The 14,137-nt window shown below is 54.9% G+C and carries 13 protein-coding genes; 4 read left to right on the forward strand and 9 right to left on the reverse strand.

Going from position 1 to position 14,137, the window contains the following annotated elements:
* Positions 1-9 precede the first annotated feature (9 nt).
* The 3 genes from NA986_RS14620 to dagR form a co-directional block, all read right to left on the reverse strand.
* Positions 10-495, reverse strand: a complete 486-nt coding sequence (locus NA986_RS14620; RefSeq protein ID WP_001284295.1) for a PTS system mannose/fructose/N-acetylgalactosamine-transporter subunit IIB — start codon at positions 493-495, stop codon at positions 10-12.
* Positions 496-505: 10 nt separating this feature from the next.
* Entirely contained in the window at positions 506-931 is a 426-nt protein-coding gene (locus tag NA986_RS14625) for a PTS sugar transporter subunit IIA (RefSeq protein ID WP_000214106.1), read from the reverse strand.
* Between the two features lie 218 nt (positions 932-1,149).
* Positions 1,150-3,948 (reverse strand): transcriptional regulator DagR, encoded by a 2,799-nt coding sequence (dagR, locus tag NA986_RS14630; protein ID WP_070793963.1) that lies wholly within the window; start codon positions 3,946-3,948, stop codon positions 1,150-1,152.
* Positions 3,949-4,144: 196 nt separating this feature from the next.
* Here dagR and NA986_RS14635 point away from each other — a divergent pair, with 196 nt between their 5' ends.
* Together NA986_RS14635 and NA986_RS14640 are read left to right on the forward strand one after the other, a co-directional pair.
* Positions 4,145-4,438: a YicS family protein gene (locus NA986_RS14635; protein WP_023216564.1), complete on the forward strand. Its 294-nt coding sequence runs from the start codon at positions 4,145-4,147 to the stop codon at positions 4,436-4,438.
* Positions 4,439-4,543: 105 nt separating this feature from the next.
* Positions 4,544-5,926 carry a glycoside hydrolase family 1 protein gene (locus NA986_RS14640; RefSeq protein WP_001270479.1) on the forward strand — a complete coding sequence of 461 codons (1,383 nt, stop codon included), beginning with the start codon at positions 4,544-4,546 and terminating at the stop codon, positions 5,924-5,926.
* 59 nt (positions 5,927-5,985) lie between these two features.
* On the opposite strand, the gene nepI is transcribed toward NA986_RS14640, so the two are convergent.
* Complete coding sequence (gene nepI, locus NA986_RS14645) at positions 5,986-7,179, reverse strand: purine ribonucleoside efflux pump NepI (RefSeq protein WP_023216563.1); 1,194 nt, start codon at positions 7,177-7,179, stop codon at positions 5,986-5,988.
* Between the two features lie 215 nt (positions 7,180-7,394).
* Here nepI and NA986_RS14650 point away from each other — a divergent pair, with 215 nt between their 5' ends.
* Both NA986_RS14650 and NA986_RS14655 read left to right on the forward strand, forming a co-directional pair.
* Entirely contained in the window at positions 7,395-7,754 is a 360-nt protein-coding gene (locus NA986_RS14650; RefSeq protein WP_023216562.1) for a type II toxin-antitoxin system RelE/ParE family toxin, read from the forward strand.
* Entirely contained in the window at positions 7,738-8,061 is a 324-nt protein-coding gene (locus tag NA986_RS14655; protein ID WP_001274839.1) for a helix-turn-helix domain-containing protein, read from the forward strand. Before NA986_RS14650 ends, NA986_RS14655 begins: the two co-directional genes overlap by 17 nt.
* Before the next feature lie 432 nt (positions 8,062-8,493).
* On the opposite strand, the gene NA986_RS14660 is transcribed toward NA986_RS14655, so the two are convergent.
* The 5 genes from NA986_RS14660 to uhpA form a co-directional block, all read right to left on the reverse strand.
* Positions 8,494-8,946 (reverse strand): DUF1198 domain-containing protein, encoded by a 453-nt coding sequence (locus NA986_RS14660; RefSeq protein WP_001519640.1) that lies wholly within the window; start codon positions 8,944-8,946, stop codon positions 8,494-8,496.
* Positions 8,947-9,138: 192 nt separating this feature from the next.
* The gene (gene uhpT / locus NA986_RS14665) at positions 9,139-10,530 is read right to left on the reverse strand and encodes a hexose-6-phosphate:phosphate antiporter (RefSeq protein ID WP_000879181.1); all 1,392 of its coding nucleotides are present in this window, start codon (positions 10,528-10,530) and stop codon (positions 9,139-9,141) included.
* 142 nt (positions 10,531-10,672) lie between these two features.
* On the reverse strand, positions 10,673-12,001 hold the full coding sequence (locus NA986_RS14670) for an MFS transporter (protein WP_000948164.1): 1,329 nt from the start codon (positions 11,999-12,001) through the stop codon (positions 10,673-10,675).
* Between the two features lie 9 nt (positions 12,002-12,010).
* Positions 12,011-13,513 (reverse strand): signal transduction histidine-protein kinase/phosphatase UhpB, encoded by a 1,503-nt coding sequence (gene uhpB, locus NA986_RS14675; protein ID WP_001091262.1) that lies wholly within the window; start codon positions 13,511-13,513, stop codon positions 12,011-12,013.
* A complete protein-coding gene (gene uhpA, locus NA986_RS14680) occupies positions 13,513-14,103 on the reverse strand; it encodes a transcriptional regulator UhpA (protein WP_000633672.1) in 591 nt (196 codons plus the stop codon). Before uhpA ends, uhpB begins: the two co-directional genes overlap by 1 nt.
* Between the last annotated feature and the right edge of the window lie 34 nt (positions 14,104-14,137).

Consider the following 14,137-nt stretch of genomic DNA (forward strand, 5'->3'; position numbering starts at 1 on the left):
ATTAAAGGGTTAGAATTTTTTCAGGATATCGTCGAGCGGCTGCGGCTTATCTTCCGGAATGGTCTGGAAAAATACCTGAACGCCACGGTTTTTCAGGTCGTTAAGAATGCCGACGTCTTTTTCATCCAGCGTAATATTCTGAAAAACCGCTTTGCGGTTTGGCCCGCCGCCGAGACCGCCAACCTGAATGCGGGTGACGTCAAAGCCCAGTTGTATGGCGTCCTGCACCGCCGCCAGTGAGGGAAAAAGCACCAGCACGTTACCGTCGCCAAGCTGATTTTCTTTCCATGCAGCGGCAAAACTCTGGTTGCCGAAGCAATCCACTTTGATATTTGGCGGCGCCGCCATCAGGTAGATATTTTTCATAAACGGATCGGCATCCAGTTCATCACTCACAACGGCTATCCGGTTCGCCTGAGATTGTCCGACCCACTTCGTGACAACCTGCCCATGAATGAGACGGCTGTCGATGCGGCATAAAACGATATTGGCCATGATGTTTTCCTTAGAGTGATTGTTGTAGCTGACGTACATGGGCGACCACATCCAGGCAGCTACTGCGCCCGGCCTCAACTAACTCGTCCACGCAGGCGGTTAGCATCCCTTGTTCGCGCCTGTCCAGCGCTTCCAGCAGTAGCGACGCATTCAGTCCGGCAATCACCGCCACCGGATAATCGGCGCTTAGCCGCGCCGCGACGTTGGACGTCGTGCCGCCGACAAAATCCGTCAGGATCAGCGAGCCTTCCGGCAGCGTTTTCACCACGGCCTCGACGCGTTGATAAAACTCGCCCAGCGTATCGACAGGCATTAGCGCGATTTCCGTCACGCCTTTAATTTCGCCCGTGACCATACGCAGGCTGTTGCAAAGCGGTTGTCCCCAGCCGCCATGCGTCAGCAGCAGGATGTGGGGCAACGGTTGTGTGGTAGTCAAAATGGCCTCCTGGCGCAATTACATGAGAACACCGGCATATATTGCCCGGTGGCACTGCGCTTACCGGACCTACAGGACACTCCCGGTAGGCCGGATAAGGCGTTTACGCCGCTATCCGGCATAACGCATCATCAGAAGAGCAAAGGTTGTGCCAGAATTTGTGTCACGCGAGGAAGAAGAAAGGTCTGGCGAGGCGCGAAGCCCCGCCAGTAAAAGGATTAGCTATAGAGCAGTTCGTAGATATAAAAATATTCCGCATCCGATAAACGGATGGCGTAGGCGTCTTCGATCGGCAGAAAAGCGGATTTGATGACACTAAACGCGCGCGCGTCCAGATTCGGCTGACGTTCCAGCGCCATCTGTAACGGTTTACGGTTAATCACAATACGCTCTACCATACAGCAGCAGTGGATCAGGAAGCGCAGTGTCACCTGGCGGCTTGGTTTCAGGGAAAGCGAAGACGTCAGATGGTTAAAAACGCCCTCCATCTCTTTCAGAATACGCTGCGGGTTAAGCACAGAAATATGGTTGATGATGCTCTCCATCGTTAGCGCGCTGATAAAGCGCATGGCGCTGCGCTCCATCTCCAGACGGCGTTCAGCGTTGGACAGATCGGGCGTTAACAGGCTCAACACCAGTTCCGGCCCTTGTTCGGAGAAAAGCTCTTCCAGCGAAATAAACGGAATATCCGGCAACCCCGGCTGGAAAGTGCCGACAATCCCCGCCAGCCGCTCGCTGGCATTCAATGCCTGCTGAACGCGCTCCAGACTACGTACCTCGTTATAATCAAGGATCACCATCCTGGTGTCCTGCGACATCAGCTCGCCAAAGCTCTCCTCCAGCACCTTTTTGATTTTTTCCGCCGTTCCCATGCCGGTAATACAGGAGATGACCAGCACTTTGCCGCCGTTCTCCTGCTGCGGCGTACAAAGCTGGCAGGGGATATTTTTACTCTGCAGGAGCGCCGCCAACTGTGGTAAGTCGCTGGTTTCATAGCTTAAATCCAGCCCGACTTCCAGCAGACTGGTCAGCGTGATGTTCGGCATGAGCAAAACATCTATCTGGAATAACTTACTGATCGTACTGCCGAAATGGATTAATGAACCGATGTCCACCAACAGGATAAGCCGCCGATATTGGCGGGTTTGAATCATTTGGGTCAGCGTTTCCAGCGTGTCATGCACCGACTGTTCAAACGGCATGTCGATGGCGCTGAACAGCTCGCGCTCCAGCACGCGGTTGACATATTGCGCCTGGCTGGTGGCGGTGGTCGCGCCGTGGGCGATCAAAATGACCCCGCAGTCGGGGCTGGCATCGATACGCTGACGATAATGGCGGCACTCTTTCAGGAACAGGCATAGCCAGACCACTTCCGTCGCCGGACACTGAATATGCAGCAGTTCGTTGATTTTCCGACACAGCAGCGTGGCGTTGTCATATTCGTCTTTGCAGCGATCCAGGATCAAACTGGAAGAGTAAAGCTGCGGGATCAGGCCGCGCTGCACGTAGCCTATCAGCGCCAGGAAGTGTTTACGCAGTGGGTTAACCAGATTTTCCGGCAGCGAAAAGCCCAACACCTGCTCTACGCAGCCAATCAGCAGCGTCACGCGCTCTTCAATCTGGTCGCCATAGCGCGGCGGATGCGCCACGCTGTCGCGGCTGTAGAGACCGTATTCAAAAATCGAGCTGAGTTTATTTTTCAGGATCGCCAGCGTCTCCGCCGGGGGGACGTTACTGTTGCGCAAATTAACATATTCGCGCGTCAGGAAGCTGTAAAAGAGGTCGCTCTCTTCAATTTCCGCCCCGGTCGCCAGCGACGTCTTCAATGCGGGCAGCGTGCGCGCGTCTATATTTAGCCGCGCTTTACCGTCAAACAGAGTATCCACCAATAGACGCTGTTCCGGCGTCGGGTTAACCGACATCTCCGCCAGCCGTTTATCCAGCTGTAGCGTGTCGTTGTGCTCGGTCATTCCCGATGCCCACGCCTGAGCGCAAAGAAACTGAATATCGCTTTTTAGCTGGCCAATATTGCCTTCCAGGGGTTTATTCAGCAACCAGAGCAACAACGGTTTATCAATGCTGACCGTGCGTTCTATTTTGCGGCTTTCCCGCTGTAAGAACCCCACGATCAGTTCGATCTGTTCTTCAACGGAGCGCTGGCGAATGCCCGGCAAATCAATGCATACCTGAATACGCCGCTGGAAAGTACGTAACAGCGCCGACCCGACCGGCTCGGTAGTGGCGCAAATCAGGCGTACCGAAATTGATCGCGGCTGGCTGCTCACGCCAAGCGGACGGTACTCGCCTTTATCCAGAATAGAGAACAGCTTTTCCTGCCCTTCATAAGACAGACGGTGCACCTCGTCCAGCAGCAGATAACCACCGTCCGCCTGCTCCACGAGGCCTGTTTTATGTTCATTCGCGCCGGTAAACGCCCCCTGCCGATGACCAAACAGATGCGAGGAGAGCAGTTCCGGGTTATGGGCGTATTCCGCGCAGTTAAAGTAGACCAGCGGCGGGATAGCGCCGCTCGCCTGTTCACAGGCGAAACGGTGCATCAGTTCCGCAAAAAAGGTTTTACCGACGCCGGACGGTCCGGTAAGCAGAACGTGTAAACCGTGCGGATAGAGCACCGCCGCACGGCCTTTTTCTACCGCATCGCGCAGGCTGCGATCGTAACCAATCAGGCTGGTAAACGGATCGTCGGGCGCATAATGCTCTTCATGCGGCAGCACATCCGCCACCGACCGCACCTCGCGTTCAGACTCTTCCAGCTGTCGTCCCAGCAACATTTCCAGCGCCTGGCGATGCAGAAAATAGACCGGGCGGCCACGGCTTTTGATTGCCAGGCCGTCATTCCATAACTGATTGAGATCTTTGCTGACGGAGTTACGCGCCAGCCCAAGATTGAAACCTATCGCCTCCGCCGTAAACGCCGTCTCCTGCGCCAAATCGGCAAGGCATAGCCCGCGCGTCAGCCGTTCCAGCTCTCCCAGTACGATCTCAATACGTCTCATTACACTACCGCTTACGAAATAAAAGAGTAGTCAGAACATACACTATTCTGCCACGCAAGAAAGTGAAGGCGCAGCGAGAAACCGCCTTCCCACTTTTGCCTGACTTCAACGCCAACGGATAGCACGCCCCGATGAGTGAGCGTCGCGCGGTCTACACTTACTCTTGAAAAAGTGCAAACCGATAAGGATACCGTTTATGAAACGAAAAACGCTTCTGCTTATTGCCACACTTGTCGCGCTACCGGGCGTCACGTATGCCGACTCTCCGTTTAGCTCACTCCAGTCGGCGCATGAAAAAAATACGATTTTAAAGGATTTGCGCAAAATGTGTACGCCCAAAGGCACGCTAACCGATGAAGCCTGGGAGAAAAAAATCATGGCGAGCGAGGGGAACCAGCAGCATATTCGGGAGGCGATGATCGCGATAGAGCGCAACAATCAGCATAACTACTGGCAGGCTCTCGGTAAGGTGGAATGCCCGGAGATGTAGCACCGCTTTTCCGCTTTTTGGTCGCGAAAATGCGGACTGTAACCGGTTTCTGTTCGCTAAAAACGCGTATTCTGGAGCGAATTTACGCGATCAAGGAGTACGACAATGCGATACCGTTTTCCCGATAACTTCTGGTGGGGCAGCGCCTGCTCAGCGTTGCAAACCGAAGGGGATAGTCTGAATGGCGGTAAAAGCCAGACCACGTGGGATGTGTGGTTCGAGCGCCAGCCGGGTCGTTTTCATCAGGGCATCGGTCCAGCGGAAACCTCAACGTTCTATCGCCACTGGAAGCAAGACATCGCGCTACTGAAACAGTTAAAACACAACAGTTTTCGCACCTCACTAAGCTGGGCGCGGCTCATTCCAGACGGTGTAGGCGAGGTGAATCCACAAGCGGTGAGCTTCTACAATCACGTCATCGACGAGCTACTGGCGCAGGGCATCACGCCGTTTATTACGCTGTTCCATTTTGATATGCCGATGGTCATGCAGGAGAAAGGCGGCTGGGAAAATCGCGACGTCGTAGAGGCGTTTGGTCGGTACGCGCAAACGTGTTTTACCTTGTTTGGCGACCGCGTGAAGCACTGGTTTACCTTTAATGAGCCGATTGTGCCGGTGGAAGGCGGCTATTTGTACGACTTCCACTATCCCAATGTGGTGGATTTTAAACGTGCGGCCACCGTGGCGTACCATACCGTGCTGGCGCACTCGACCGCCGTGCGCGCCTGGCGCGCCGGGCGCTACGACGGTGAAATCGGCGTAGTGCTGAATCTGACGCCGTCCTACCCACGCTCGCAGCATCCCGCCGATGTGCAAGCCGCGCATCATGCGGATCTGTTATTCAACCGCAGTTTTCTTGACCCGGTATTAAAGGGAGAATACCCGGCGGACTTGGTGGCGCTGCTGAAAACCTATGACCAGCTGCCTGCCTGTCAGCCAGGCGACCGTCAGCTTATTGCCGACGGCAAAATCGATTTACTGGGGATTAACTATTATCAGCCGCGCCGCGTGAAATGCCGTGATACGGCGGTGAATCCGCAAGCGCCGTTTATGCCGGAGTGGTTATTTGACTATTACGACATGCCGGGGCGCAAGATGAACCCTTACCGCGGCTGGGAAATTTACGCGCCAGGAATTTACGACATCATCACCAACCTGCGGGATAATTACGGCAATCCGCGCTGTTTTATCTCCGAAAACGGGATGGGCGTTGAGAACGAGCAGCGTTTTGTGCAAGCGGGACAAATTCACGATGATTACCGGATTGACTTTATTTCTGAGCATCTTAAATGGCTGCATAAAGGCATTAGCGAGGGCTGTCACTGCCTTGGCTACCACATGTGGACCTTTATCGATAACTGGTCATGGCTGAACGGCTATAAAAATCGCTATGGTTTTGTACAACTGGATTTAGCCACCCAAACGCGCACGGTGAAAAAAAGCGGAGAATGGTTTGCCGCCACCGCAGAGCATAACGGTTTTGATTAAGCATTTATTATTGCCGGATAACGACTAACGTCGTATCCGGCCTACAAATGGCAGCAATATCAACTCATTGGCGTAATACGGACTTTCGCCGCCACGACTAATGCCGTCAACAGCATCAGTCCGCCGGAAAGCGCCAGCGGCGAAAGCAGCCCGAAATTGTCGAGCGCATAACCGCCCACCGCCGCGCCACAGGTATTTGCCAGTTGAATCACCGCGACCTGGATGGAACCGGCTTTTTCCGCCTGATCGGCAAGGGAACGAGTGATCCACGTTGACCATCCCACCGGCACCAGCGCAAACGCCAGTCCCCAGATAATCGCTATTGCCGCCGCCACGGTTTTGTCGCTTCCCCACACAATGAGCGTCAGCGCGCTCAGCGCCAGTAGCAGCGGCGCACCGGCCAGCGCCAGTTTTACCGAACGTTTCAGGACATAAGATGAGAAAGAAGTGCCAACGAAGCTGGCAATACCAAAACTGAGCAACACCAGCGTCAGACCATCAACGTCAAAGCCCGCCAGATTCATATAGACCGGGCGAATATAGGTAAAGAAAGCGAACTGCCCGGCAAAAGACATAAAGATGGCGATCATCCCGGCCATCACGCCAGGGCGTTGCAACAGGCTAAACATATTCTGTTTCTGGTGAGAAGGTTCGCCCGGCAGCGACGGCAGTGATTTCACCACCCAGATGACGCACAGTACGCCCATCACCGCAGCGGCGTTAAAGACATTACGCCAGCCAATAATACCGCCCAAAAAACTGCCCAGCGGCGCGGCGATCACTAACGCGATGGAAACCGCGCCAAAAATCACCGACAGCGCTTTCGGCACGGTACGCGCGGGAACCAGTCGCATGGTCAGCGACGCCGACATCGCCCAGAATCCGCCCAGCGCCAACCCAAGACAGGCGCGGCCCAGCAACAGCAGCGTAAAGCTGCTGGCAAAGGAGACCATCAGACAAGAAGCCGTCAGCAAAACGGCGAACAGAATAACGATATAACGCCTGTCGGTCGCCTGAATAATCTGGGTAATGAACAGGCTGGAAAACATCGCGACAAACGCCGTAACGGTGACCGACTGACCGGCGACGCCCTCGGAGATCCCCAGAGCCTGCGCCATCGGCGTCAACAGACTAACGGGCAAAAACTCAACGGTAATCAGGCAGGCGACACAAAACGCCACGGCAAAAACGGCTGACCAGTTAGGCCTGGCAACCCCATCAGCGCGGAATTTTTCTGCGATATTTTCATTCATTGTGGTCACCTGCGTCGTTTTAGTGCGGAAAATTCATGCAGTGTAACATTACAAAATGTGATCTGATTAACGTTTTAGCAACTGACATTGTTACGCTGCATTTTGCGAGGCTGGTCGAGCGTTGAGAATTATCTTCTCTCGCTGCGTGCAAAACCAAAAGGTAAGACATAGTGTATCACCTGGTGCTATACTTTAGATTACAGGATGTCAACCTGATGCGAATCTTCAAAACCAGGTGGTTTAACAGAGAAGCGAAGTCCCACACGATAAAAGACGACGAGTTAAGCGAGGCCATCAACGCCGTACTGCAAGGAAAAGCAGATAATCTCGGCGGCGGAGTTTATAAAAAACGTCTCAATCAAAACCGCGATCGCGCAATCGTGTTGGCAAAGGGAGGCGAACATTGGTTTTACACCTTCCTGTATGCCAAACAGGATATGGCCAACATTAGCTATCGCGAACTCGCGGGTTTCCGTGAGTTAGCAAAACACTATGCTTGCCTGACCGAAGATCAGATAACGGCACTCATTAATAACAAAGAACTGATAGAGGTGCGCCATGTCAGCAAAAACTAAATTCAAAAGCCCTGCCTTTGAAGCGATTCATAGCGCGGCATCTGGATTATTTAGCGTGGATGCCATTCCCCCGGAGACAATGCGCAGTTTTGACACGACCTGCTTAAGCAGCATCAAAGACCTGCAGCCACTTGAAATAAAAGCGTTACGAGAAGAACTCAACGTTAGCCAGCCGGTTTTCGCTCGGTACCTGAATACCAGCGTATCAACGGTTCAAAAGTGGGAAAGCGGCGCCAAGCGTCCCAGCGGGATCTCACTGAAACTACTTAATGTTGTCCAAAAACACGGGCTAAAGGTGCTGGTATGAGGGTTTTACCGATGGTCTGTTAAGGCTAAGTCGGATGTCTGGGGGTGGGCAAATTCAGTGTGCCACTACAATGTTTTCATGGTGCGCGCTTAAACATTTAGAGTTGTCTATAGATAATCATGTACAACTTCGAGTTTATGATAAGAAATTTTGAGACAGGAGGTATGGCAAGGAGTCACAGTTTTAGTGTTCAAAACAAGATCACATTTCCGTGATATATGTCACGGAAATGATGAGCTATAAGTCTCTGACGTTTTGGCGTCGTTAGCGGTTATTCGGTGCGTTACTTCTGTGGTTCACCCTTAGCAAATACGATGGCGGCTACGCTTTATTTAGTTAACGATGAATCGCGCTATCCGACCGTTAATCGTGGCTCTCCGCCCTTGCCAGCCTCATTCATCTCGTCTTTTGTTAACGAGATAGTGAAGAGTATCAATGCAGCCAGTGGACACCCTCTTCCGGCTGAAAAAAGGCGTTATAGCGCAGTTGAAACGCGTTGATCTCCTGCATATCGGGTTCCATTTCGCGCAAAAAGCCCAGCGCCAGCCGTACCTGTGTATCGGTGATCGGCGCGGCTAAACGCGCTTTTTGTAGCAAGCGATGCCACCGCTGCAAATTCTGATCGCCGCCATCGACAATCACCATTTGCCAGATAAGTAACACCTGAGCGGCATTTTGCAAATGCGACTCATCAGGGCGATGCAGATACTGTAAAAATTCACCGCCCGCTGTTTTACCCATCTGATCAATCATCGATTCTATCGGCACTACATCAATATTCAGCCGTTCGCTCAGGCGGCGAATCGCCCGGCGGGTATCCGATGTCAGCACCCGAAAACCCACAATAAACACCACCACAAACGTGGCCAGAATCAACCAAATCATGCGCACATCCGTCACCAAACAGGATGCCCATCATAACGGTAAATTTATAACTGTCGACGTTCTGGCCTGTCAGGATGTGATTTATTAACGCCTGTCTTCATTTACGCCAGACGCCGGATGTCCTGTCTAACGAACGCAAGGCATAAAAAAGCCCGGCGTTAAGCCGGGCAAAACGTTACCAAATGCACACATTTAAGCGATATTGACTTGCTGAATTTTTTTCTCACGGCGGATTTTGCGCTCTTCCATCACGGCGACCATCGCCATCAGGCAGATACAGCCGATCGCGGCGGCGTCCAGCGCGGCGAAGGTGCCCGCCCAGCCGGTCAGACCAAAAACGGGGGTGCCGTCGGCAATCATGCCCAGACCCAGCTTGGCAAAGCTATCGCCGATAAGATAAGCGAAGGTTCCCTTGATACCGTCCGCAGCGCCGATGGCTTTTTTCGGTACGAAACCGACAGCCGCCACGCCAATTAACAGCTGCGGCCCAAACACCAGGAAACCGAGCGCGAACAGCGAGGCCAGATAGACATACTGGTTGCTGGCGTGCTGGTAGACGCCGAGGGTGGCGATGATTAACGCCAGCGCCACACAGGCTACTAGCGCACGACGACCGTTCGCCAGGTCAGAGAGCCAGCCCCACAGCAACGTACCGACCAGCGCGCCCACTTCAAACAAGGTAAAGCCCTGAATCGCCACCTCTTTAGAAAGTTTCAGTTCCTGGAAGGCGTAGACGGTTGACCACTGGTCGATACCAATACGTACCACATACAGGAAGATATTGGAGAAGCACAGCAGCCAGATCACTTTGTTTTTCAACACATATTCAACAAAGATCTGCCACTTGGTCATTTCGTTTTCTTCAGTCTCTTTGTCCTCTTCGCTGATCTCTTCGCCGAACAGTTCTTCAGCTTTGCCCAGACCGTAAGACTCTGGGGAGTCGCTGCCAAAACGCAGACCGATAAAGCCAACAATCAGCGCGATAATCGACGGGAAGATAAACATGCCGATGACGTGACCGTCGAAAAGGTAGTTGGCGCCGAACAGCGCCACGCCTGCCGCGCCCGCGCCGCCGAGGTTGTGGGAGATATTCCAGAAGCCGAGAAAGGTGCCGCGTTTACGACGCGGAGTCCATTTGGTGATGGTCGAGTAGCTGCACGATCCGCCAGTACTCTGGAAGAAACCGCTCAGGGCATAGAAAGCGATCATCAGAAACAGACTGGTTGACCCCGCGCCCATGCTGGCGCTGAAGCCGAGCATACAGATAGCGGAGAGGATCAACATAAACGGTAGAAACTGCTTGGTATTTTTACCGTCAGCGTAGTAGGAAACCAGCGTTTTCCCCACGCCGTAGGTGATCGAAAAGCCCAGGCCAATCATCCCCAGCTCGGTCATGCTCAACCCGTAGGTAGAGATCATGTCGTTCTGCGCGATGTTAAAGTTTTTGCGGATCAGGTACATGGTCAGGTAGCCGATAAAAACCACCAGATAGGACTGCATGAACGGCTTGAACCACATTTTACGCCGCACATCGAGCGGCAGATCCAGGGTCGGCTTGCGCACCTGGTTTAAGAAGGCCAGCATGGATTACTCCTGAGCTAATTTTTATACCTGCGAATGGCAGGCATTGTAAAAATCCACAGGAAAAGTGGCCTGCGACAGCGTCCAGGCAAAACCGGGAAAATTTCTTAGTTTTGCCCCATTCAGCGCAAAAAGGTGAGGTGCATCACGCTTCGCTGGTCTCGCGCGGGGCCTGAGCGTTCAGAAATGGCAACAGCAATAGCGCGGAGATCCCCGCCGCGATGGCGATGACCGCAAAAAAACCGGTCCAGTGCCAGATCTCCAGCACTTTCGCTAACGGCCAGCCGGAAAGCGACGCGCCGAGATAGGCGAACAGGCCGACAAAGCCGGTGGCCGCGCCCGCCGCCTCTTTATGCGAGCACTCCGCCGCCGCCATGCCAATGAGCATCTGCGGGCCGAAGACAAAGAAACCGGTGGTGAAGAAACAGGCCGCCTGCATGACGTAGCTGGCGAACGGCATCAGCCACAGCGAACCCACAGAGAGCAAAATCCCGGCAGCGAAGATTAAATTCATCGGTCCGCGGTTACCGTTGAAGAGTTTGTCCGAGCCCCAGCCCGCCACCAGCGCGCCGATAAATCCACCCAGCTCAAACATCGATACTGCCGTGTTGGCCGTGACCAAATCCACGCCCAGCGTCTCGGACATATACAGGTTGCCCCAGTCGTTGATCGCCGCGCGCACCACGTACACTAAGACATAACACAACGAAAGCAGCCAGATATAGGGATTCAACAGCACATATTTAGCGAGGATTTCTTTGCGACTTAGCCCCGCACCCTCTTGCTGTTGGGCTACCTCCAGCGCATCGTGCCGCCAGTCGCCTACCGGCGGTAAACCAATCGCCTGCGGACGGTCGCGCAGCCGCCAGCAGAGGACCATGCCCACCCCGATGGCAAGCAATCCGGCCACCATCATTCCGACGCGCCAGCCATAATGCAGGGCGACAGCGGCCATGACGAGAGGGATCAGCGCCCCGCCGACATTGTGCGCGGTATTCCATAACGCCCACCAGCCGCCGCGCTCGGTACGCGAGTACCAGGCAGTCAGCAAACGGGCGCAAACCGGCGATCCAAACCCCTGGAAAAAGGCGTTCAGCGCCCATAGCAGAGCAAAGGCCCACAGCGAGGTCGAGAAGCCGAACAGAATATTCACTACGCCGGTCGCAATCAGCCCGATGCCCATAAAATAGCGAGCGTTAGAGCGATCGCTAACGATGCCGGAGACAAATTTCGACACCCCGTAGGTGATGTAAAACAGCGTCGCCAGCAGGCCGATATCGCTGCGGGACAGAATGCCGCTGGCAAGGATTTCCGGCGCGGCGGCGTTAAAGCTTTTACGGGTGAAATAGAACAGCGCGTAACCCAACCAAATGGTGATCAGGATATGCCGCCGCCAGTAGCGATAGCGGGCGTCAACCTCGTGCTTATCGGTGATGAGCGGCGCGTTGGCCGGGGCTTTTAAAAACGAAAGCATTATCCTTCCTTAAACGTAACGCTGGGGCAACGAGACGCTCACCCGCGTACCGTGGGTACAAGAGATGGTTAGCGTCCCGCCGAGCGCCGACACGCGTTCGCGCATTCCGGTCAGGCCGAAGCCCTGCTGGTGAGAGCCCGGCGGCAGGCCGCTGCCGTCATCCTCAATCACCAACATCAGCCGCTCATCCTGCTGCCAGCCCTGGAGCGTCACCGCGCTGGCATTGGCATGTTTTACGATGTTATTCAGCCCTTCCTGACAGACGCGAAACAGCGTCACGCGCTGACTTTCACTCAGCGCCGTTTCGTCAATTCGCCAGTCGAGGTGACTGACAATACCGCGGCTTTCCAGCTCCATTTCGCGCAGCAGCGAACGGATGGCCTGCGCCAGCGTTAAGTCGTCTAACTGGCGCGGGCGCAAGCGCCCCAGCAGGCGACGCACGGCGTCATACACACCCAGCGAAAGCTGCTCGATAAGTTGCCCGCTCTGCTTCACGCCGCCGTTATCCGCCGCCAGTCGTTGCACAATGCCCGCCTGGGTACGAATCGCGGTGATGGTCTGCCCGATGTCATCGTGCAGCTCACGCGCAACATCGCGCCGCACGCTCTCTTCGGTCTCCAGAAGACGCTCCGCCAGCCGATGGTTGCGCGCCAGCTCCTTTTGCAACGACTGGTTCAGCTCGCGCAGACGCTGAATGCCCGCGCCAAGCAGTAGCCCGGTCAGGCTTTGCGCCAACAGCGAAAGTAATAAATCGACGGGATGATCGTGCCAGGTCTGGCTGGCGATCAGCGCGATAGCGTTCATCAGTGTGGCAATGAGCGCGCCCTGCCAGCCATAATGCCAGGCGAGCGCGATAATCGGCAACGCCAGGCAGAACGGCGTAAAGCGCGAAAGTTCAGCAGGTAAACCCAGTTGCAGCCACAGACTGACGATAAACAGCAGCAGATACCAGATCAGATGCCGCCCGCGCCAGTTTACCGGCTGCGATACCAGCGATGGTCCCAGCGGCAGCCAGGTAGTGCTGGTGAGATAGTGCCAGAAAACCAGGCAGATGGGGGCCAGCGTCAGACCACCCGTGAGGGTCAGCAGTAGCGCGTTCCATGCCGCTTCCCCCTGCCCCAGCCAGGGCAGGGATTGCAGTAGCGCCGCGGCGGTGAGGGCCGCGCCCTGAAGCAATAACGTGCGCCAGTCGCGCTGATGGCGGTAACGTGAGGTTAGCGCCACGGGCAGTAGCGTCAACACACTACCGATCATCAAAAGCGGCAGATGGGCCAGCGCAACTTCCTGCGCTAACCAGTACACCAGCAGCCACTCCGCGCCCAGCAATACTGGCCAGTATCCGCGCGGACATTGCAGCATAAGTCCCAGGCGCAGGCCGAAGGGAAAGAGCAGCGCCGCCAGCTCCGGGCGCTCTACCAGATGCAGGCTGATGCTCCACAGGCAGAACCACGCGGCGGAGAAAATAAAAAAACAGGCAACAACGGTGATTAAACGGGAAAAAAAGGTGTTCATTACCAACCGTCAAACATGCGATGCGCCAGTTCAACGTCATTGCTGACGCCTAATTTTTCCAGCAGATTCGCGCGATGGACATGCACCGTTTTTGGCGACAGCCCCAGCTCGGCGGCAATCTCTTTTACCGCCATACCCTGGGCGAGTTTTTCCGCCACCTGACGCTCGCGTTTGGTTAGCGGATCTTGCCGACCCGCCGCCAGTTTCACGGCAATATCGGGGGTCAAATAGCAGCCGCCCGTCGCCACCGTATGCACCGCGGCGATCAGCTCATCCGGACTACAGCGTTTAGAGAGAAAACCGCGCGCGCCGGCGTTCAACGCCTGTTCCACCAGCGCCGGGCTATCGTGAACCGAGAGCATGATCGTCGCCATCCCTTTTGGCAGTTGGCTTAGCAGCTCCAGTCCGGAAATATCCGGCATCGAGATATCGCAGATACACACCTGTACGCCGCGCCCCGGCAAGCCTGCCAACGCTTCGCGCCCGGAACCAAACTCAGCGACCACCTGCAAATCAGGTTCCAGCCCCAGTAGCTGTGCAAAGCCGGAGCGGACGATAAGGTGGTCGTCGATAAGGGCAACGGTGATCATGGATTCTGTCCTGATGGATAAAAAAAACGCGCTT

Source organism: Salmonella sp. NW177, assembly GCF_051811585.1.
Lineage (GTDB): Bacteria > Pseudomonadota > Gammaproteobacteria > Enterobacterales > Enterobacteriaceae > Salmonella > Salmonella enterica.